The organism is Streptomyces sp. NPDC126510, assembly GCF_040302345.1.
Classification (GTDB): domain Bacteria; phylum Actinomycetota; class Actinomycetes; order Streptomycetales; family Streptomycetaceae; genus Streptomyces.
Map to the genome: position 1 here is coordinate 93769 of NZ_JBEORR010000029.1, position 19550 is coordinate 113318.

The following is a 19550-nucleotide window of genomic DNA, read 5'->3' on the forward strand; positions in this document are numbered from 1 at the left end:
GCAATAGTCGTGCGGGCAATTGGCGGGCCCGTGCCTCTTGCTACTTGTAGAACCCGTTACTACCGTCACCGCAACTCCGCACAGCTGATGGGCCGTCAGACCGATGAGTCGGTACGAATGGTGGGAGCCGCCCATGCCCAGTCCCGCGCTGCCCGACGGGTTCGACTTCACCGACCCCGACCTGCTGCACGACCGCGTGCCCCTGCCCGAGTTCGCCGAGCTGCGCCGGGCCGAACCGGTCTGCTGGGTGCCGCAGCCGACCGGTCTCGCCGGCTTCCAGGACGAGGGCTACTGGGCCGTCACCCGGCACGCCGACGTCAAGTACGTCTCCACGCACCCGGAGTTGTTCTCGTCGTCCCTCAACACGGCGATCATCCGCTTCAACGAGCACATCGAGCGCGACGCCATCGACGCGCAGCGGCTCATCCTGCTGAACATGGACCCCCCGGAGCACACCCGGGTCCGGCAGATCGTGCAGCGCGGGTTCACGCCCCGGGCGATCCGGGCGCTGGAGGACCGGCTGCGGGCGCGGGCCCACTCCATCGTCGAATCCGCCCGCGCGCACACCGGGCCGTTCGACTTCGTCACCCAGGTCGCCTGCGAACTGCCCCTCCAGGCGATCGCCGAGCTGATGGGCGTCCCCCAGGAGGACCGGGACAAGATCTTCGACTGGTCCAACAAGATGATCGCCTATGACGATCCCGAGTACGCCATCACCGAGGAGGTCGGCGCCGAGTCGGCCACGGAGATCATCGCCTACGCGATGAACATGGCCGCCGACCGCAAGCAGTGCCCGGCCCACGACATCGTCACGCAGCTCGTCGCGGCGGAGGACGAGGGCAACCTCAGCTCCGACGAGTTCGGCTTCTTCGTGCTGATGCTGGCCGTCGCGGGCAACGAGACCACCCGCAACGCCATCACCCACGGCATGCACGCCTTCCTCACCCACCCCGACCAGTGGGAGCTGTACAAGAGCGCGCGGCCGGAGACGGCGGCGGAGGAGATCGTGCGCTGGGCGACCCCGGTCGCCGCCTTCCAGCGCACGGCCACCCAGGACACCGAACTCGGCGGCAAGCGCATCCGCGAGGGCGACCGGCTGGGGCTGTTCTACGCCTCGGCCAACCACGACCCCGAGGTCTTCGACGACCCGGACGCCTTCGACGTCACCCGTGACCCCAACCCGCACCTCGGTTTCGGCGGCGGCGGTCCGCACTACTGCCTGGGCAAATCCCTCGCCGTGCTGGAGATCAACCTCATCTTCAACGCGATCGCCGACGCCATGCCGGGTCTCCGACTGGTCGAGGATCCGCGTCGATTGAGGTCGGCGTGGATCAACGGGGTGAAGGAACTCCGGGTTCAGGCCCAGTAGCGGGTCAGTGCGGTTGGCGCAGTCCCGCGACGAGGAGCGCGACCAGTCGGCGTGCGTCGTAATGGGGGTCGCTGTCAGCGCCGACGCACAGGTTTCCGATGCCGCGCATGAACGGGTAGGCGTCCAGGTCGGAGCGGATCTCGCCGGACGCGGCGGCGGCTTCGAGCAGTTGCGTGCACACCGGCAGGAGGCGTTCGAGGAAGTAGGTGTGCAGCGGCCCGAAGCAGGTGCTGTCCTCCTGCATCGCGGTGGCCAGGCCGTGCTTGGTGACCAGGAAGTCGACGAAGAGATCGACCCAGCGCACCAGGGCGGCATGGGGCGTCGGGCCGGCCGCCAGCAGGGCCGGGCCGGCTTCGGCGCAGGCGTCGACCTGGTGGCGGTAGACGGCGATGACGAGATCCGCCCGGGTGGGGAAGTGGCGGTAGATCGTGCCCACCCCGACGCCGGCCCGGGCCGCGATGTCGCGCACCGGCGCGTCCACGCCCGAGCTGACGAAGACCTCGGCGGCCGCGTCCAGCAGGGCCTGCTGGTTGCGCCGGGCGTCCTTGCGCTTGGACCGGGCTGAGCTTCCGGCGCTCTGGCCGCTGTCGTTCACCGAGTCGTCCTTCCCTGCGATTGCGTGCGGTTGCGTGCGGTTGTAAAGCGGAACCGTGTTCCGTATCGTGAGCCGGGCAATCGGAACGGCGTTCCGTTTCATTCATGATGGCAGACCTGACCGGAAGGCACCCCATGCCCGGCACTTCCCTGTCCGACTCAACCATGGTGATCTCCGCGAAACCGGTGGTCCTGCCCGCCCCGGGCCGGGGCGAGGACCTCCAGGTCCGCGTGTCCGCCCCCGCGACCGGCGGCGATCTGCCCGTCCTCGTCTTCTCGCACGGCTTCGGCTGGTCGATGAACGGCTACGCCCCGCTGGCGGACCACTGGGCCGCCCAGGGCTTCGTGGTGGTGCAACCCACCCACCTGGACTCCAGGACGCTGGGCCTGCCTCCCGAAGACCCCCGCACGCCGCGGATCTGGCGCTTCCGCGTCGAGGACCTCACCCGCGTGCTCGACGGACTCGACGTTCTCGAAGCCTCCGTACCGGGCCTCGCCGGACGCCTCGACCGCGACCGCGTCGCCGTGGCAGGCCACTCCTGGGGAGCCCAGACGGCGAGCACGCTCCTCGGCGCGCGCGTACTCGACTCCGACGGCGTTCCCGGCGAGGACATGTCCGACCCCCGAGTGAAGGCGGGTGTGCTGCTCGCCATGGCCGGCCTGGGCGACGACCTGACCCCGTTCGCCGCCGAGCACCTGCCCTTCATGAGGCCGTCCTTCGACGCCATGACCACACCGGCGCTCATCGTCGCCGGGGACGCCGACGACTCCGCGCTGACCACGCGCGGACCGGACTGGTTCACCGACCCCTACACCTACAGCCCGGGGAACAAGAGCCTGCTCACGCTGTTCGGGGCGGAGCACTCGCTCGGGGGCATCCCCGGCTACGAGGTGGCGGAGACGACCGACGAGAGTCCCGCACGCGTCGCACTGCTCCAGGGCCTCACCACCGCCTACCTGCGCAGCGCCCTGTACCCCGGGGACACCGGCTGGAAGGCGGCGGCCGCCGCGCTGGACGAGGATCCCGAGCCGCTGGGGAAGGTCCAGAGCAAGTAGGCGAAGGCGTATACGAAGGCGAAGGCGACGGCCCCGGGGATCGAGGGGCCGTCGCCTGGTCGTCCAGAGAAGCAGGGCTCCAGCCGCGCCCGCAAAGACTCCTCGTACTAGGTTCGGCCGCATGTGGGGGATGGGTGAGCACGTGTGACCTGGGGCTCGTGTCTACGGCCTCGCTTCGTACGTGACACGGGTCATGTGGGGGGCTTCACGTCGCGGGCGTCTCGAAGGTGACCGGCGTCTCGAAGGCGGCCCGGCGCGTGGCGCGCCGCAGCGCCCTGAGGACGGCGGCGCCGAGGAGGAGCGTCAGGACGACCGTGACGACGGCGCGGCCCAGGTCCCAGCCGAGCGAGGTAGCCAGGCAGTAGGCGAAGAAGCGGGCCAGGTTCGCGGCGACCGCGGCCTGCGGGTCGAAGGCGACGTTCGAGGCGAGGGCGCTCATGAAGGGCCAGCCCGCCAGGTTCATCACCGTGCCGTAGGCGAACGCGGCGAGGAAGCCGTAACCGGCGAGCAGCGCGAGCTCGGCCCGGCCCCGCAGCCGGTCCGGGCCGGGCAGCAGACCCGCGCCCATCGCGAACCAGCCCATCGCCAGCATCTGGAACGGCATCCAGGGGCCGACCCCGCCCGTGAGCAGCGCGGACGCGAACATGGTCACCGAGCCGAGGACGAACCCGAAGCCCGGCCCGAGGACCCGGCCGCTCAGCACCATCAGGAAGAACATCGGCTCGATACCGGCGGTACCGGCGCCGATCGGCCGCAGGGCGGCCCCCGTGGCGGCCAGCACCCCCAGCATCGCAACCGCCTTCGGGCCGAGACCGGACTCCGAGATCGCCGCCGCCACCACCGCGACGAGCAGTACCAGCAGGCCCGCGAAGAGCCAGGGCGCGTCCTGGGCGTGGGCGCTGAGCCGCGAGGTGGGCGGGGTCAGGAACGGCCAGCCGACGCCGACGACGCCCACGGCGCTGACGAGGATCAGGGCGGCGACGGAGCGGGGGCCGAGGCGGACGGCCCGGGCTTGCTTCTGGGGGTTCACGAGCGGGCTCCGGAGTGAAGCGCCGCGCGGACCTGGGAGACCGTGAGCCAGTGCTGGGGCGCCAGGATCTTGGTGACCTGCGGGGCGAAGGACGGCGATGAGACCACGATCTCGGCCGTCGGGCCGTCCGCGATCACCTCGCCCTCGGCGAGCAGCACCACCCGATGGGCGAGCTCGGCGGCCAGCTCCACGTCGTGCGTGGCCAGGACGATGGCGTGCCCCTCGGCGGCCAGCGAGCGCAGCACCGCCACCAGCCGGGCCTTCGCCGCGTAGTCCAGGCCGCGGGTGGGCTCGTCCAGCAGGAGCAGCGGGGGCCGGGCCGTCAGCACCACGGCCAGGGCGAGCGCGAGCCGCTGCCCCTCCGAGAGGTCGCGGGGGTGGGTGTCGTCCGTGACGCCCGGCAGCAATTCGGAGACCAGGGCCCGGCAGGTGCCGGGGGCCGCGCCCGCGTCCTTGTCGGCCGCGGCGCATTCGGCGGCGACCGTGTCGGCGCAGAGCAGGTCGCGGGGCTCCTGCGGGACCAGGCCGACCTTGCGGACGAGGTCCTTCGGTGCGGTGCGGTGGGGTGTGGCGTCGCCGAGGTGGACGGTTCCGGAGCTGGGCTTGACGAGGCCGACCAGGGTGTTGAGGAGGGTGGATTTTCCGGCGCCGTTGCGGCCCATGAGGGCGATGGTCTCGCCGGGGGTGATGGTCAGGTCGATATGGTGCAGGGCTGGGACGCGGCCGCGGGTGACCGAGAGGGCTCGTACCTCGCCTATGGGGGTGGGTTGTTCGGAGCGCTTGCGGGTGCCGCGGGTCTGTGGCTTGTCACGCAGTTCCCCGCGCCCCTCGAGAAAGGCGCTTTCCAGCTCTCGCTTGAGATCTCCTGCCCTGCGGCGGGCGTCGCGGACCGTCAGGGGGAGGGGGGTCCAGCCGGCGAGGCGGCCCAGGGCCACCACCGGTGGGTACACCGGGGACACGGCCATCACCTCGGCCGGGGGGCCCAGGACCGGGGCGGAGCACGGGCCGGGCAGGAGGACGACCTGGTCGGCGTACTGGATGACGCGTTCCAGGCGGTGTTCGGCCATGAGGACCGTCGTGCCGAGGTCGTGGACGAGCCGCTGGAGGACGGCCAGCACCTCCTCGGCGGCCGCCGGGTCGAGCGCGGAGGTCGGCTCGTCCAGGACGAGGACGCTCGGGTGCGGGGTGAGAACCGAGCCGATCGCGACGCGCTGCTGCTGGCCGCCGGAGAGGGTGGCGATCGGGCGGTCCCGCAGGCCGGCGAGACCGAGCAGGTCGAGCGTCTCCTCGACGCGGCGGCGCATCACGTCCGGGGCGAGGCCCAGCGACTCCATGCCGTAGGCGAGTTCGTCCTCGACGGTGTCGGTGACGAAGTGGGCGAGCGGGTCCTGGCCGACCGTGCCCACGATGTCGGCCAGTTCGCGCGGCTTGTGGGTGCGGGTGTCGCGGCCGGCGACCGTGACCCGGCCGCGCAGGGTTCCGCCGGTGAAGTGCGGCACGAGTCCGCTGACCGCGCCGAGCACCGTGGACTTGCCCACGCCGGACGGGCCCGCCAGCAGGACTAGTTCGCCTTCCGGGACCTCGAAGTCGACGCCCCGCACGGTGGGCCCGTCGGCCCCGTCGTAGGTCACGGAGACATCCTCGAAGCGGATCACGACGGCTCCTTCGGATCGGGGGCGACGAACGCGGGCAGCAGGCCGAGGAGTACGGCCGCGGCCGGCCAGAGCGGGAGGGCGGGGGTGACCAGGGGGACCACGCCCGGGTGCAGGGCCGCGGGGTCGCGGGCTCCGGCGAGGGCGAGCAGGGCCGCGACCGCGACGCCGGAGCCGACGACCAGCCAGGCGCGCACGTCCCAGCGGTCCGGGCGGTAGCGGGTGCGCAGCGACCGGCGGCCGCCGAGCTTCAGACCCGCGAGGGCGGCGGTGAGACCCGCGAGGAGCATGGGCAGGCCGTAGCCGGCGCCCTCGGCCGTGAGGAGGCCGTACGTCCCCGCGCAGACGCCCAGCAGGCCGCCGAGGGTGAGGGCGGCGGTGGTACGGCGCACGGCGGGCGGGACCCGGGCGGTACGGCCGTAGCCGCGGGCGTCCATCGCGGCGGCCAGGGAGACCGACCGCTCCAGCGCGCCCTCCAGGACGGGCAGCCCCACCTGCAGCAGGCCCCTGAGGCCCCTGTCCGGGCGGCCGCGCAGGCGGCGGGCGGCGCGCAGCCGCTGGACGTCGGCGATGAGGTTCGGGGCGAAGGTGAGGGCGACGACGACCGCGACGCCCAGCTCGTACAGGGCGCCCGGCAGGGACTTCAGCAGGCGGGCGGGGTTGGCGAGGGCGTTCGCTGCACCGACGCAGATGAGCAGCGTGGCCAGTCTCAGTCCGTCGTACAGGGCGAAGGTGAGGGCCTCCGCGGTCACCTCACCACCGAGGCGGATGCCCTGGGCCCAGGAGGGGAGGGGAAGCTCGGGGAGGGTGAGAAGGGTGTGGGTGCCCGGGATGGGGGAGCCGAGGACGGTCGCGAAGAGCAGGCGGACGAGGATCACGGCGAGGGCGAGTTTCACGAAGGCGCCGTACGAGCGGGACCAGGGAGTGTCGGGGCGGCGGGTGGCCACGACGTAGGCGGAGACCGTGATGAGGAGGGCGAGGAGCAGGGGGTTGGTGGTGCGGGTGGCCGCGGTGCCGAGGGCGAGCGCCCAGAGCCACCAGGCCCCGGGGTGCAGTTGGGCGCGGCGTTGGCGCCCGGGCCGGGGTGGGTGCGCAACCCGGCGCTGCGGGGTGCCGCCTGCGCCCACCCTCCCCCGAGCTCTCGGCTTCGCTCCAGCAGGGGGGACCCCCATCGCCCCGGCGGCACGACTGCCCGCGGGCTGGGCGGGACGGTTATCCACGCCGTCGTACCTGCCAGATCGCCGCGCCGCCCAGGACCACCACCACGGCGATACCCGCGACCAGGCCGAGGGACGGGCCGCCGTCCGACGGGGTGTCCGTCCGTGCTGCCGGCTTCCCCTTCTCCTCCCCTTCCTTCCGACCTCGCTGGATCTGCTCGCCGCAGCCCTGCTCCGGATAGCCCGAGATCGCGCACAGCAGGGCGTTCGTGTCGTAGCGCAGCGGCTTGGCGACCGACGCCAGGGCCTCGGCCGTCGTCGCGTCGGGGGAGACCCGGGCGCAGGCCGTGCGGGCGGCGGGCGGGGTTTCGCCGTCGGGTGCGTCCGACGGGGTGCCGAAGTCGAGGACCAGGGCCACTCGCTTGCTGCCGTCCCGCGCGGGCGTCTTCGCGCAGATCGTCGCGAAGTCGGCCTTGCCTCGCGGCCGGGCCGCGTCCGCGGAGCCCTCGCTCACCGCGAAGCGGAAGCCCTGGACGTCACCGTCCGAGGGGCGGGCCTGGGACGGGCCCTGGGTGGCGTAGACCCAGTGGCCGGCGTCGCGCTCCCAGAACGACCAGTACCGGTAACCGGCGGCCTGGGCCTGGCCCGCGCCCGCGCACGGCAGGAGCGAGGCCAGGAGGAGCAGGAGGACCCGGCGGATCACAGCTGCTGCTGCTTCTTGCGGCCGGTGAACAGGAAGCCGATGCCGATGCCGGCGACCAGGCAGACGCCGACGTACCACCAGATGCCGAAGAAGTCGGAGCCGGAGTCCTCCTTCTCGTCCGAGGCCCTGGTCTCGGTCTTCCCGGCGGTCTGCGGGGCCGGGCCCGTCGCGCCCAGCTGCTTGACGAGGTCGGCACCGCCGAAGTCGCGCGGGTTCGTGCCCGTCGCGTGGGCGGCGAGGATCAGCTGGGCGTAGGCGGCCGGACCGCTCCGGGCGGCCCAGGACGTGGAGTTCTTCTCCAGCCACCGCACGGACTTCCCTGCCTGCGCGGTCTCACCGAGCGCGGCGAGCGCGACGACGGCGTCGGCGGTGTTGCCGTAGTCGGGCTGGGGCTCGGCACCGGCCAGGGCGGACATGAGATGCCCGTCGTCCTTGGCGAGGGCGGTGGTGAGGTAGGCGGCCCCGTTGGCCGCGGCCTGCTCCGGCGTCCCGGCCTTCGCACAGCTCGCGTCGGACTTCTCGCCGGCCTTGTCGCCGGCCTCGACGACCATGCCCTTGCCCAGCGCGCCCAGTACGCCCGCCGCCGTCGCGTCCGCGTTGGGCGCGAGCTCGCCCTTCTTGTCCGGCTGGAACGCGAAGGCACCGCCGCCGTCCCCGCCGCAGGGCAGGGCGAGCTTCAGCAGCGCGTCGTAGGGCGACTTGCCGTCCTTCTCGGCCCGGCCGGGCTTCTCGCCCGCGGCGGCGAGCGCGCCTATGACGACCGACGTCGAGTTGGTGTCACTGGCGCCGCCGGGCGAGTAGCCCCAGCCGCCGTCCTTGTTCTGGACGGACTTCAGCCAGTCGACGGCCTTGCCGGTGACGTCGTCGTGTCCGCCGAGCGCGGCCAGGGCCTGGACGGCGGCGGACGTGGCGTTGGTGTCCCGCATGGTCTTGGCGTCGCACGCGGTGGTGGGGTCGGGGCGGTACGAGGCGAAAGAACCGTCCGCGCACTGCTGACGGGCCAGCCACTGCACGGACTTGGCCGCCGGCTTCACTCCGACCGTGTCCTGCGCGAGCAGGGCGAGGGACTGCCGCCAGACCCCGTCGTACTTCGGGTCGGTGCCGCCGTACAGGGCGGAGGGGAACGCCTGGGAGGGCGACGGGGACGGGGCGGCGGCGGCCGGGGTGGCGGCGCCGATCACGGCGACGGCGGCCAGGACCGCGGCGCTGCGGCGGACGTTCATGATCGGCGGGTGCCTCTCCCTGTGGGGGAGCCGGGCAGCGCGGGGCACCCCCGGGCGGCTCGGCTCCGTATACCTCGACGGTGCCGCGCACCGGCGGGCTGCCGGGCACGCGAGCCGGTCACGAACCGTACGCGGCGATCCGGCTCACCGTCTGGGCGACGGTTCACGAGAGGGGTCTCCCCTGCTCGAGCGAAGTCGAGAGCTTGGGGAAGGGTCAGCGCCGGAATTGCACCGGCTTCCCCCCGTACGGTGTGATGACGACCCGCTTACTGTACCCGCACGTAGGAAACGGGCCGAGGGGGTGCCGGGCGGGCGGGGTAGCTTCCCTCCATGCCGACCACACCGCCACCGGGAAGGCTGCTCGGCTCCGGGCGTCGTGCCGATGTGTACGAGATCGACGAGGCGTGGGTGCTGCGCCGTGAGCGGGACGGCGGGGGAGACGCGGTGGCCGAGGGCGCGTTGATGGAGCACGTGCGCGCCCACGGGTATCCGGTGCCGCGGGTCCGCCCGGCCGGTTCGCGCTCCGACCTGGTGATGGAACGGCTCTCCGGCCCGACCATGCTCCAGGCCTGCCTGGCGGGCGCCCTCGACGTGACCGAGGCGGGCTTCGTTCTCGCCCGGCTGCTGCGCGACCTGCACGCCGTCCCCGCCCCGCGCTCCGCCGACCCGGCCGTCAGCGTCCTCCACCTGGACCTGCACCCGGAGAACGTGATCCTCACCGCCGACGGCCCCCGCGTCATCGACTGGTCCGACGCGGAGGAGGGCGACCCGGGGCTGGACTGGGCGGCGACCGCGGTGATCCTCGCGCAGGCCGCCGTCGCCGGAGACGCCCTTTCCGCACCCGCCGACGCCATGCTGACCGCTCTCCTCACCGGCCCGTGCCCGCTCACCCGCCCGGCTCTGGCCGAGGCGCTGCGTCGCCGGGGCGTGAGTCCGGCGATGAGTGAGGCGGAAGTCGAACTGCTGCGATCCGCAGAGGAGTTGATCCTCTTTCGGGGACGGAAGGGCTAACGTGGGGAGCCCCGATCACACGCAGGAGCGTCCATGACCGACCCGGTGGAGAAAACCGAGCAGGAGCCGTTCCTCAAGATCGACACCTCGGTGCCGCACTCGGCCCGGATCTGGAACTACTGGCTGGGCGGCAAGGACAACTACGAAGTCGACCGGGTCGCCGGTGACGCGTTCCGCGAGGTGTTCCCCGGTATCGAGACCGGGGCCCGCGCCGCCCGTTACTTCCTCGCCCGCGCCGTGCGCCACCTCGCCGCCGAAGAGGGCATCCGCCAGTTCCTGGACATCGGCACCGGCCTGCCCAACGTGGACAACACCCATCAGATCGCCCAGCGGGTGGCGCCGGAGAGCCGGATCGTCTACGTCGACAACGACCCGCTGGTGCTGGCCCACGCCCGCGCCCTGCTCACCAGCACGCCGGAAGGCGTCACCAACTACGTGGACGCCGACCTGCGCGAGCCCGGCGCCATCGTCCGGGAAGCCGCGAAGACACTCGACTTCGACCGGCCCGTCGCCCTCATGCTGATGGGCATCCTCGGCCACATCGAGGACCACGACGAGGCCCGCTCGATCGTCCGGCGGCTGGTGGACGCCCTGCCGCCCGGCAGCTACCTGGTGCAGTACGACTCCACCGACACCAGTGAGGACTACGTCCGGGCCATCCAGACGTACAACGACGGCGGTTCGATCCCGTACATCCTGCGCAGCCCCGAGCAGATCGCGCGCTACTTCGACGGTCTGGAGCTGCTCGAACCGGGCGTGGCGTCCTGCTCGCGCTGGCGTCCCGACGCGGCGGCCCTGGGTCTCCCGGCCGAAGTCCACCAGTACGGCGGCGTCGCCCGCAAGAACTGAGCCCTCAGGTCTCCTGAAGGATGCGGTGCAGGACGGTCGGAGTCTCGTCGGGCGACTCGGCTTCGACCACCAGCCGGTTCATCGCGTCCCAGTAGCACTCGATCTCGGCCGGCCGGTCGGGGTAGAGGGCGCCGGTGAGCTGCTCCAGGTAGACCACGTCGGGCAACTGCCCGCCGGGCAGCCGCAGAATGGTGACCGAACCGCCCTCCGCGGCGTGCGCGCCGGCGCTGAACGGCAGGATCTGCACCGTGACGTGCGGCAGCCGGCAGCTGTCGATGAGATGCCTGAGCTGCTCCCGCATCACGCGGATGCCGCCCACGGGGCGACGCAGCGCCGCCTCGTCGATCACGGCCCACAGCCGGGTCGCCGGCTGCCGGTGCAGAATCCGCCGGCGTGCCATCCGCAGCGCCACCCGGCGGTCGGTCTCCGCCGCACTGGCGTCCGGGTGCGCGAGCCGGACGGCGGCCCGCGCGTAGTCGGCGGTCTGCAGCAGGCCGGGAACGCGCTGGACCCGGAAGCAACGGATGAGACTCGCCGCCTGTTCGGCCCCGAGATAGGTCTGCGCCCAGGCGGGCACGACATCGCTGTAGGACCGCCACCAGGCGGGGGTGTTGGCCTGCTCGGCCAGCGCCAGCAGGGTGGCGCGCTCGGCCTCGTCCGTGACGCCGTAGAGCGTCAGCAGATCGGCGACGTCGCGCAGTTTGAAGCCGTGGCGGCCCGCCTCCATCCGGCTGATCTTGGAGGGAGAGGCGCGGATGACATGCCCCGCGTCCGCCCGGCCGATGCCCTGCTCCTCCCGCAGCCCGCGCAGCCGGGCCCCCAGGGCCAGCCGAGGCACCATGGGCCCGGCCGACCGGCCGTCCAGGACCCCGCTTCCGGTGGACCGGTCTGCGGCTTCGTCGGTGCCCATGGGCGTCTCTCCCGGTGCGAGCGTTGCGTTCGACCATCCTAGGGGGCGCCCGGCAGCGTCAAGGGCCTTGTGAAGCAGGCAGGTTCGGGCGGGGTGTGGGCCCGCCGAAGGGAAGGTGGAGGGTCCGTGAGGCGAGCAGCCAGGTCCCGTCGCCGACGCGGTGGAACGTGTCCTCGTAGTGCCCGATCTGGACCGGCGGCCCGGCCGGGACGACACCGCCCTCGTAGCCGTCGACGCGGTACGTCGTGAAGTAGGAGACAGCCCCGGCCGTGACCGGCGATGTCACCGTGACGAGGACGTTGGACATCATGCGTCGGGACAGCCGGTCGGCCGGACGGGACCCGAAGTACGCACGCAGCGCGTCGCGGCCCTTGACCAGCCGCCCGTCCAGTGGCCACTGCCAGACGCCGTCCTCCGTGAACAGCCCGGCTACGGAGGAGGGTTCGCCGAGGTCGAGCCGGTGGACGAAGTCGAGGATCAGACGCTCGCAGGCGCGCTCGGCGAGGAGGCGCTCCATGGGGTCCATAGGAGTTTTTAGCACCCTTCCGGCCCGCCCCGCGACGGGAATCGCACCTCGCGTCGCCCCTTGCTCGCGCGACCTTCACACCGCCACGTACGTCACCGGCTCGCTCCCCGGCACCGCCTCCGCCCGCCCCAGCTTCACCAGCCGCCGCAGGTGCGCCTCCGCCTCCGAGACGGCGATGGTGCGGGAGCCGTAGGGGATCTGGTCCCAGGGGCGGTTCCACTCCATCCGTTCGGCGATCTGCCAGGGGGTGAGGGGCTCGGCGAGCAGGGCCAGCAGGTCCGTGAGGCGGGCCTCGTGGTGGGTGAGGAGGGCGCGTACGCGGGCGGCGGCGTCGGGGAACGGGTGCTGGTGGGCCGGGAGTACCTCCGCGGGTGCCAGGCGGCCCACACGTTCCAGGGAGTCGAGGTAGTCACCCAGGGGGTCGGTCACGGTGGCGTCGTCCGGGTCCTCGTAGAGGCCGATGTGCGGGGTGATCCCGGGCAGCAGGTGGTCGCCGGAGAACAGGCGGCCCCGGCCCGGGAGTTGCGCCGGATGGGTCTCCTCCAGGTGGAGGCAGACGTGGCCGGGCGTGTGCCCCGGGGTCCAGATCGCGCGCAGCCGGCGGCCGGGGAGGCCGAGGAGTTCGCCGGGGACGATGTCGCGGTCGGGCAGGGCGGGGGAGAGGCCGGGCAGGGTGCGGGGCCGGGCCCGGCGCAGGGGTGCGAGGTGCTCCTCGGGCGCACCGGCCGCGGCGAGTTTGGCCGTCATGTACGCGTACCACCGCTCGGGGCGGGCCTCCCGGGTCCGCCGTACGACCGCGGTGTCCGCCGCGTGCATCGCGATCCACGCACCGGACGCCTCCCGGACCCGGCCGGACAGGCCGTGGTGGTCCGGGTGGTGGTGGGTGACGACCACGCCGTGGATCTCGGTGACCGAGGTGCCGCAGGCCGTGAGGCCCCGCGCGAGGGTGTCCCAGGAGTCCGGGTCGTCCCAGCCGGTGTCGATCAGCACGGGGCCGCGGTCGGTGTCGACGACGTACACCAGCGTGTGGCCGAGCGGGTTGTCCGGGATGGGGACCCGGAGCGACCGGACGCCTCCGCCGTGGTCGGTCACCTGTGTCATGGGGGTCCCCCGTCGCCGGCTTCCCGCCACTATAACTAGAACGGGTTCCAGCGAGGAGTCTCCGTGTGGTGCGCGGTCCGTGGACTCCTCGGGGCGGGGCTGGTATCAGTGGGCGTATCTGATGAACCGTCAGAGAACGCTCCCGGGGAGGCAGTCGGCCATGACCGAGCTCGTGGAACACGGACAGCTTTTCATCGGCGGGGAGTTGACCGACCCCCTGGGCCAGGACGTCATCGAGGTGGTCTCGCCGCACACCGAGGAGGTCATCGGACGCGTCCCGCACGCCTCGACGGCGGATGTGGACCGGGCCGTGGCGGCGGCGCGGCGCGCGTTCGACGAGGGGCCCTGGCCGCGCATGAGCCTCGACGAGCGCATCGAGGTCGTCGGCCGGATCAAGGACGCCATCACCATCCGGCATGACGAGATCGCCCGCGTGATCTCCGCCCAGAACGGCTCGCCGTACTCCTGGAGCGTCCTCGCCCAGGCCCTCGGCGCGGTGATGGTCTGGGACTCGGCGATCACCGTAGCGAGGAACTTCACCCACGAGGAGCGGCGCGACGGGGTGCTCGGCAAGATCCTCGTGCGGCGCGAGCCCGTCGGGGTCGTGGCCGCCGTGGTCCCCTGGAACGTCCCGCAGTTCGTCGCCGCCGCCAAGCTCGCCCCGGCCCTGCTCACCGGCTGCACGGTCGTCCTCAAGCCCTCACCCGAGTCGCCGCTCGACGCCTACCTGCTCGGCGAGATCGCGCGCGAGGCCGGGCTGCCGGAGGGCGTGCTGTCGATCCTGCCCGCCGACCGGGACGTCAGCGAGTACCTGGTCGGGCACCCCGGCGTCGACAAGGTGTCCTTCACCGGGTCGGTCGCGGCCGGCAAGCGCGTGATGGAGGTCGCCGCCCGCAACCTCACCCGCGTGACGCTCGAACTGGGGGGCAAGTCCGCCGCCGTCGTCCTGCCCGACGCGGACGTCGAGACGGCCGTCGCGGGCATCGCCCCCGCGGCATGGATGAACAACGGGCAGGCCTGCGTCGCCCAGACCCGCATCCTCCTGCCGCGCTCCCGCTACGACGAGTTCGCCGACGCCCTCGCCGCCGCGGCCGGCGCCCTGACGGTCGGCGACCCGCTGGACCCGGCCACCCAGGTGGGCCCGCTGGTGGCCCGGCGCCAGCAGCAGCGCAACCTCGACTACATCCGCATCGGCCAGGAGGAGGGCGCCAAGATCCTCACCGGCGGCGGACGCCCGGCCGGCCTCGACCGGGGCTGGTACGTCGAACCGACCCTCTTCGGCGACGTCGACAACTCCATGCGCATCGCCCGCGAGGAGATCTTCGGCCCGGTCATCTGCCTGCTGCCCTACGACGACGAGTCCGACGCCGTGAAGATCGCCAACGACTCCGACTACGGGCTGAGCGGCAGCGTCTGGACGGCGGACGTCGAGCACGGCATCGACATCGCCCGGCAGGTCCGCACGGGCACGTACTCCGTCAACACCTTCAGCCTGGACATGCTGGGCCCCTTCGGCGGCTACAAGAACTCCGGCCTGGGGCGGGAGTTCGGGCCCGAGGGGTACGGCGAGTACCTGGAGCACAAGATGATCCACCTCCCGGCGCAGGGGTAGCGATGGGTGACCGCTGGCACGTCGAGGTCGACCGCTCCCTGTGCATCGGCTCCGCGCAGTGCCTCCACCACGCGCCGGACGGATTCCGTCTGGACGCCGCCCGCCAGTCCCGGCCGGCAGCCCCCGACATGGACGCGAACGAGCGGGTGCTGGAGGCGGCCGAGTGCTGCCCGGCGGAGGCGATCGTGATCACGCTGAGCAGCGGGGAGGCGGTGTTCCCGCCGGAGGAATGACGCCTAAAAATCATGGATTGAGGGGTGTCATTCCCTTTCGGGCGTTTTATCCTGGAAATCGGCCTACGAGGCGAGTGAGGGAGTCCGACCGGAGTAGCCGACGTCGGCGGGAAGTGAAGTTCGAGCTTCCGCGGGTGCCGACTGCGACGGTAGGGCTGAGAGGCCGGAAGGGCGCAGGGCCGAAAGGCCGGGCGACCGGAAGGCGACCCCCATCACCTGATCCGGACCATGCCGGCGAAGGGAACCCGTCTCGTAGGTCCTTCGCGTGCCCAGGCGGTCCTTTCCGCGCCCGGGGCCTGCGGCGCTCACGGGGCGGCGGGCGCCGTCAGGTCGATCAGGCGGCACACCGTCTCGATGTCGATCTTCACCTGGGCGATCGAGGCCCGGCCCGACAGCCAGGTGACCAGCGCCGAGTGCCAGGTGTGCTCGATGACCCGGACCGCCGAGAGCTGCTCCGGGGTCGGGTTCTCCTGACCCATCGCATCCAGGATGATCGCCGTCGTCTGGCGGGAGACCTGGTCGACCTCCGGGCTCACGCTGCGGTCGGCGAACGTCAGCGCGCGCACCATCGCATCCGCCAGATGCGGCTCGCGCTGCAACGCCCGGAAGGCCCGCATCAGCGTCTCCGCGACGCGCTCGGCCGCGGTCTCGCCCTGCGGCGGCTTCTTCCGCAGTGTGCCGTGCATGTGCTCCAACTGGTCCTGCATCGTGGCGACCAGCAGGTGGATCTTGGACGGGAAGTAGCGGTACAGCGTGCCGAGCGCCACCTGGGAGGACTCCGCGACCTCCCGCATCTGCACGGCGTCGAAGCCGCCCCGGCTGGCCAGCTGCGCACTCGCGTGCAGGATGCGGCGACGGCGGGCCTCCTGCCGCTCCGTGAGGGGCGGGGAGGCGGGGGCTGCCGCTCTGGCTTCCACCTTGGCCGGCTTGTTCACCTTGGCGCTCACCTTGGCTTCCGCGGGCATGTGTCGGTCCCGTTCCGTGACCGTCCGTGAGGACGAGTGATCACACAGCATGGCACGGGCCCGGTCGTGGCGTGAATCACCTGATCCACTGCTCACAGCTCCCTTACCTGCCGGTAGATTCAGAGCCTCCGAACGATCAAGTCTGAAACTTGTTCTAGATTAGCGTCCCGGCGTAATCTCGCGGGACAGTGCAGGGAGAAGGGGGCCCGGAGTGACCGCTGAGGCCAGGGAGGCCGGGGCTCCACAGGCCCTCGCTGCCGACGGCTTGCGACCGCTCAACATCGCGCTCCTCACCTATAAAGGGAACCCGTTCTGTGGCGGCCAGGGCGTCTACGTCCGGCACCTCTCGCGCGAACTGGCCCGCCTCGGCCACCGGGTCGAGGTCATCGGCTCCCAGCCGTACCCCGTCCTCGACGAGGGCCACGACGGGCTGAGTCTCACCGAGCTGCCCAGCCTCGACCTGTACCGCCAGCCGGATCCTTTCCGCACACCCGGGCGCGGGGAGTACCGCGACTGGATCGACGCGCTGGAAGTCGCGACGATGTGGACGGGCGGTTTCCCGGAACCCCTGACGTTCTCGCTGCGCGCCCGCCGCCATCTGCGCGCCCGCCGCGGTGAGTTCGACGTCGTGCACGACAACCAGACCCTCGGCTACGGCCTGCTGGGCGATGTCGGCGCGCCCCTGGTGACGACCATCCACCACCCCATCACCGTCGACCGGCAGCTGGAGCTGGACGCGGCGGACGGACGCAAGCGGCGCCTGTCGGTGCGGCGCTGGTACGCCTTCACGCGCATGCAGAAGCGCGTCGCGCGCCGGCTGCCGTCCGTGCTCACCGTGTCCGGCACGTCACAGCAGGAGATCATCGACCACCTCGGGGTTCGGCGGGACCGCATCCACGTGGTCCACATCGGCGCCGACACCGACCTTTTCTCGCCGGATCCCTCGGTGCCGGTCGTGCCGGGCCGGATCGTGACGACGTCCAGCGCGGACGTGCCGCTGAAGGGCCTGGTGCATCTCGTCGAGGCGCTCGCCAAGGCACGGACCGAGCACCCCGGCGCCCATCTCGTCGTCGTCGGCAAGCGGCCCACCGAAGGACCGGTCGCCCAGGCGATGGAGCGGTACGGCCTCGAAGGCGCCGTCGAGTTCGTCAAGGGCATCTCCGACGCGGAACTCGTCGACCTGGTGCGCTCGGCTCAAGTCGCCTGCGTGCCGTCGCTCTACGAGGGTTTCTCGCTCCCCGCCGCCGAGGCCATGGCGACGGGCACGCCCCTGCTCGCCACGACCGGCGGTGCCATACCCGAGGTCGCCGGCCGCGACGGGGAGACGTGCCTGGCCGTACCGCCCGGCGACGCGGACGCCCTCGCCGCCGGCCTCGGCCGCCTGCTGTCCGACGCGGACCTGCGCGCCCGCCTCGGCACGGCCGGACGGGAGCGTGTGCTCCGGCACTTCACCTGGGCCAGGGCCGCGGAGGGCACGGTGGCCCGGTACCGCGAGGCGATCGACCGGGCCGGGAATCACACCGAGCCGGGGGTTTCCGGCCGTTCGGCCCCCACGACAGGTGCTGCGGCCACAGCCCCCGCAGTCCCGGCAGGTGCTGTCTCCGCAGCCCCGGCAGATGTAGAAGGCGTCAACTCCGAAAGCAGGGCCACGTGCTGACCGTCGACTTCTCCCGGTTCCCGCTCGCCCCGGGGGACCGGGTCCTGGACCTCGGCTGCGGGGCCGGGCGGCACGCGTTCGAGTGTTACCGGCGCGGCGCGCAGGTCGTGGCGCTGGACCAGAACGCCGAGGAGATCCGCGAGGTCGCGAAGTGGTTCGCGGCGATGAAGGAGGCCGGTGAGGCCCCCGAGGGCGCCACCGCCACCGCGATGGAGGGCGACGCCCTCGCGCTGCCCTTCCCCGACGAGTCCTTCGACGTCGTGATCATCTCCGAGGTCATGGAGCACATCCCGGACGACAAGGGCGTCCTCGCCGAGATGGTGCGGGTGCTCAAGCCCGGCGGGCGCATCGCCGTCACCGTCCCGCGCTACGGCCCCGAGAAGGTCTGCTGGAGCCTCTCCGACGCCTACCACGAGGTCGAGGGCGGCCACATCCGCATCTACAAGGCGGACGAACTGCTGGAGAAGATCCGCGAGGCCGGCCTGCGGCCCTACGGCACGCACCACGCCCACGCCCTGCACTCGCCCTACTGGTGGCTCAAGTGCGCGTTCGGCGTCGACAACGACAAGGCGCTGCCGGTGCGGGCGTACCACAAGCTGCTCGTCTGGGACATCATGAAGAAGCCGCTGGCCACCCGGGTCGCCGAGCAGGCGCTGAACCCGCTGATCGGCAAGAGCTTCGTGGCGTACGCGACCAAGCCGCACCTGCCGCGCCTCGCCGACACCGGGGCGGACGCCACGTGACCACTCCCCGGACGGAACATCTGGTCCTGCCCGGGGTCCTCACCGCGGGGGAGGCCGCCGCGACCGTCGCCGGCATCCTCGCCGTGCAGCGCGAGGACGGTGCGATCCCCTGGTTCCGGGGGCACCACCTCGACCCGTGGGACCACGTCGAGGCGGCCATGGCTCTCGACACGGCAGGCGAGCACGAGGCCGCCGAGCGGGCCTACCTGTGGCTGGCCCGGCACCAGAACGAGGACGGCTCCTGGTACGCCGCCTACACCGACGGTGAGGCCGACGCGGTCACCGACCGGGGCCGGGAGACCAACTTCGTCGCCTACATAGCCGTCGGCGTCTGGCACCACCACCTCTCCACCGGCGACGACGCCTTCCTGGACCGGATGTGGCCGGCGGTGTACGCGGCGGTGGAGTTCGTGCTGCGTCTGCAGCAGCCCGGCGGGCAGATCGGCTGGCGGCGCGACGACGACGGTACGGAGACGGCGGACGCCCTGCTGACGGGCAGCTCCTCCATCCACCACGCGCTGCGCTGCGCTCTCGCCATCGCCGAGCAGCGCGAAGAGGCGCAACCGGACTGGGAGTTGGCGGCGGGCGCGCTGCGGCACGCCATACGCCACCACCCCGAGCGGTTCCTCGACAAGAACCGGTACTCGATGGACTGGTACTACCCGGTGCTCGGCGGTGCGCTGACCGGTGCGGAGGCGAAGGCCCGGATCGAGGAGGACTGGGACCGGTTCGTCGTCCCCGGGCTCGGGGTGCGCTGTGTCGTTCCCAACCCGTGGGTGACGGGGGGTGAGTCGGCCGAACTCGCCCTCGCGTTGTGGGCGATGGGGGAGTCCGACCGGGCGTTGGAGATCCTGCAGTCGATCCAGCACCTGCGCGATGCGGAGAGCGGGCTGTACTGGACGGGGTACGTCTTCGACGACGAGGCGATCTGGCCGCGGGAGTTGACGACGTGGACCGCGGGGTCGTTGCTGCTGGCCGTCGCCGCGTTGGGTGGGCATGAGGCTACGTGCCAGGTGTTCGGTGGTGCGGACTTGCCTGTGGGGCTGGAGTCGGACTGTTGCGCCTAAAGGGTGTTGCAGAAGGCTTGGCGGCGGGCATGGCTGGGTGATGGCTGACCTGCTGTTTCACCCTGCCATGGCGAGGTTGTGCATGGTGGCGA

The 19550-nt window shown here is 72.2% G+C and carries 19 protein-coding genes; 9 read left to right on the forward strand and 10 right to left on the reverse strand.

Translation table 11 applies throughout. From position 1 onward, the window contains the following. Nucleotides 1-133 precede the first annotated feature (133 nt). Nucleotides 134-1369, forward strand: a complete 1236-nt coding sequence (locus ABTX60_RS32865) for a cytochrome P450 (protein WP_352100657.1) — start codon at nt 134-136, stop codon at nt 1367-1369. A 4-nt stretch (nt 1370-1373) separates the two neighbouring features. Here the strand turns inward: ABTX60_RS32865 and ABTX60_RS32870 are convergent, their stop codons facing one another. Beyond that, nucleotides 1374-1964 (reverse strand): TetR/AcrR family transcriptional regulator, encoded by a 591-nt coding sequence (locus ABTX60_RS32870; RefSeq protein ID WP_352100658.1) that lies wholly within the window; start codon nt 1962-1964, stop codon nt 1374-1376. 134 nt (nt 1965-2098) lie between these two features. Between ABTX60_RS32870 and ABTX60_RS32875 the strand changes: the two genes are divergently transcribed. Next, nucleotides 2099-3019, forward strand: a complete 921-nt coding sequence (locus ABTX60_RS32875; protein ID WP_352100659.1) for an alpha/beta hydrolase family protein — start codon at nt 2099-2101, stop codon at nt 3017-3019. Nucleotides 3020-3224: 205 nt separating this feature from the next. Here ABTX60_RS32875 and ABTX60_RS32880 read toward each other — a convergent pair whose 3' ends face one another. Genes ABTX60_RS32880 through ABTX60_RS32900 form a run of 5 tightly spaced genes read right to left on the reverse strand, consistent with a single transcriptional unit; the run spans nt 3225 to nt 8784 of the window. After that, the gene (locus ABTX60_RS32880; RefSeq protein WP_352100660.1) at nt 3225-4049 is read right to left on the reverse strand and encodes an ECF transporter S component; all 825 of its coding nucleotides are present in this window, start codon (nt 4047-4049) and stop codon (nt 3225-3227) included. After that, on the reverse strand, nt 4046-5704 hold the full coding sequence (locus ABTX60_RS32885; RefSeq protein ID WP_352100661.1) for an ABC transporter ATP-binding protein: 1659 nt from the start codon (nt 5702-5704) through the stop codon (nt 4046-4048). Before ABTX60_RS32885 ends, ABTX60_RS32880 begins: the two co-directional genes overlap by 4 nt. Next, nucleotides 5701-6873 carry an energy-coupling factor transporter transmembrane component T gene (locus ABTX60_RS32890; protein ID WP_502992442.1) on the reverse strand — a complete coding sequence of 391 codons (1173 nt, stop codon included), beginning with the start codon at nt 6871-6873 and terminating at the stop codon, nt 5701-5703. The genes ABTX60_RS32885 and ABTX60_RS32890 overlap by 4 nt, the downstream gene beginning before the upstream one ends. Nucleotides 6874-6913: 40 nt before the next feature. After that, nucleotides 6914-7561 (reverse strand): SCO2322 family protein, encoded by a 648-nt coding sequence (locus ABTX60_RS32895; protein ID WP_352100663.1) that lies wholly within the window; start codon nt 7559-7561, stop codon nt 6914-6916. Continuing rightward, entirely contained in the window at nt 7558-8784 is a 1227-nt protein-coding gene (locus tag ABTX60_RS32900; RefSeq protein ID WP_352100664.1) for an SCO2321 family membrane protein, read from the reverse strand. The genes ABTX60_RS32895 and ABTX60_RS32900 overlap by 4 nt, the downstream gene beginning before the upstream one ends. Nucleotides 8785-9114: 330 nt before the next feature. Here ABTX60_RS32900 and ABTX60_RS32905 point away from each other — a divergent pair, with 330 nt between their 5' ends. Together ABTX60_RS32905 and ABTX60_RS32910 are read left to right on the forward strand one after the other, a co-directional pair. Continuing rightward, a complete protein-coding gene (locus tag ABTX60_RS32905) occupies nt 9115-9795 on the forward strand; it encodes a phosphotransferase (protein WP_352100665.1) in 681 nt (226 codons plus the stop codon). Between the two features lie 33 nt (nt 9796-9828). After that, complete coding sequence (locus ABTX60_RS32910) at nt 9829-10644, forward strand: SAM-dependent methyltransferase (RefSeq protein WP_352100666.1); 816 nt, start codon at nt 9829-9831, stop codon at nt 10642-10644. 4 nt (nt 10645-10648) lie between these two features. Here the strand turns inward: ABTX60_RS32910 and ABTX60_RS32915 are convergent, their stop codons facing one another. From ABTX60_RS32915 to ABTX60_RS32925, 3 genes are all read right to left on the reverse strand, one after another. Continuing rightward, complete coding sequence (locus ABTX60_RS32915) at nt 10649-11554, reverse strand: Sco1979 family transcriptional regulator (protein WP_352100667.1); 906 nt, start codon at nt 11552-11554, stop codon at nt 10649-10651. Nucleotides 11555-11612: 58 nt separating this feature from the next. Continuing rightward, entirely contained in the window at nt 11613-12080 is a 468-nt protein-coding gene (locus tag ABTX60_RS32920; protein WP_352100668.1) for a nuclear transport factor 2 family protein, read from the reverse strand. A gap of 75 nt (nt 12081-12155) precedes the next feature. Continuing rightward, nucleotides 12156-13181: a Strvi_7410 family MBL fold metallo-hydrolase gene (locus ABTX60_RS32925; protein WP_352100669.1), complete on the reverse strand. Its 1026-nt coding sequence runs from the start codon at nt 13179-13181 to the stop codon at nt 12156-12158. A gap of 160 nt (nt 13182-13341) precedes the next feature. Here ABTX60_RS32925 and ABTX60_RS32930 point away from each other — a divergent pair, with 160 nt between their 5' ends. Both ABTX60_RS32930 and ABTX60_RS32935 read left to right on the forward strand, forming a co-directional pair. Continuing rightward, nucleotides 13342-14793, forward strand: a complete 1452-nt coding sequence (locus tag ABTX60_RS32930) for an aldehyde dehydrogenase (protein ID WP_352100670.1) — start codon at nt 13342-13344, stop codon at nt 14791-14793. A 2-nt stretch (nt 14794-14795) separates the two neighbouring features. Continuing rightward, on the forward strand, nt 14796-15026 hold the full coding sequence (locus tag ABTX60_RS32935; RefSeq protein WP_352100671.1) for a ferredoxin: 231 nt from the start codon (nt 14796-14798) through the stop codon (nt 15024-15026). A 305-nt stretch (nt 15027-15331) separates the two neighbouring features. On the opposite strand, the gene ABTX60_RS32940 is transcribed toward ABTX60_RS32935, so the two are convergent. Then, a complete protein-coding gene (locus ABTX60_RS32940; protein WP_352100672.1) occupies nt 15332-15991 on the reverse strand; it encodes a TetR family transcriptional regulator in 660 nt (219 codons plus the stop codon). Nucleotides 15992-16202: 211 nt separating this feature from the next. Here ABTX60_RS32940 and ABTX60_RS32945 point away from each other — a divergent pair, with 211 nt between their 5' ends. The 3 genes from ABTX60_RS32945 to ABTX60_RS32955 are packed head-to-tail and all read left to right on the forward strand — an operon-like array spanning nt 16203 to nt 19458. Then, nucleotides 16203-17648 (forward strand): glycosyltransferase family 4 protein, encoded by a 1446-nt coding sequence (locus tag ABTX60_RS32945; protein WP_352100673.1) that lies wholly within the window; start codon nt 16203-16205, stop codon nt 17646-17648. After that, nucleotides 17642-18391 carry a class I SAM-dependent methyltransferase gene (locus ABTX60_RS32950; protein WP_352100674.1) on the forward strand — a complete coding sequence of 250 codons (750 nt, stop codon included), beginning with the start codon at nt 17642-17644 and terminating at the stop codon, nt 18389-18391. Before ABTX60_RS32945 ends, ABTX60_RS32950 begins: the two co-directional genes overlap by 7 nt. After that, a complete protein-coding gene (locus ABTX60_RS32955; RefSeq protein WP_352100675.1) occupies nt 18388-19458 on the forward strand; it encodes a prenyltransferase/squalene oxidase repeat-containing protein in 1071 nt (356 codons plus the stop codon). Before ABTX60_RS32950 ends, ABTX60_RS32955 begins: the two co-directional genes overlap by 4 nt. The last annotated feature ends 92 nt before the right edge of the window (nt 19459-19550 follow it).

Bases quoted from the DNA above. Each gene is read 5' to 3' on its own strand.
- ABTX60_RS32890 (WP_502992442.1), bottom strand. From the start codon at position 6,873: ATGGGGGTCCCCCCTGCTGGAGCGAAGCCGAGAGCTCGGGGGAGGGTG.
- ABTX60_RS32935 (WP_352100671.1), top strand. From the start codon at position 14,796: ATGGGTGACCGCTGGCACGTCGAGGTCGACCGCTCCCTGTGCATCGGC.
- ABTX60_RS32905 (WP_352100665.1), top strand. From the start codon at position 9,115: ATGCCGACCACACCGCCACCGGGAAGGCTGCTCGGCTCCGGGCGTCGT.
- ABTX60_RS32940 (WP_352100672.1), bottom strand. From the start codon at position 15,991: ATGCCCGCGGAAGCCAAGGTGAGCGCCAAGGTGAACAAGCCGGCCAAG.
- ABTX60_RS32925 (WP_352100669.1), bottom strand. From the start codon at position 13,181: ATGACACAGGTGACCGACCACGGCGGAGGCGTCCGGTCGCTCCGGGTC.
- ABTX60_RS32920 (WP_352100668.1), bottom strand. From the start codon at position 12,080: ATGGACCCCATGGAGCGCCTCCTCGCCGAGCGCGCCTGCGAGCGTCTG.
- ABTX60_RS32910 (WP_352100666.1), top strand. From the start codon at position 9,829: ATGACCGACCCGGTGGAGAAAACCGAGCAGGAGCCGTTCCTCAAGATC.
- ABTX60_RS32900 (WP_352100664.1), bottom strand. From the start codon at position 8,784: ATGAACGTCCGCCGCAGCGCCGCGGTCCTGGCCGCCGTCGCCGTGATC.
- ABTX60_RS32865 (WP_352100657.1), top strand. From the start codon at position 134: ATGCCCAGTCCCGCGCTGCCCGACGGGTTCGACTTCACCGACCCCGAC.
- ABTX60_RS32930 (WP_352100670.1), top strand. From the start codon at position 13,342: ATGACCGAGCTCGTGGAACACGGACAGCTTTTCATCGGCGGGGAGTTG.
- ABTX60_RS32875 (WP_352100659.1), top strand. From the start codon at position 2,099: ATGCCCGGCACTTCCCTGTCCGACTCAACCATGGTGATCTCCGCGAAA.
- ABTX60_RS32915 (WP_352100667.1), bottom strand. From the start codon at position 11,554: ATGGGCACCGACGAAGCCGCAGACCGGTCCACCGGAAGCGGGGTCCTG.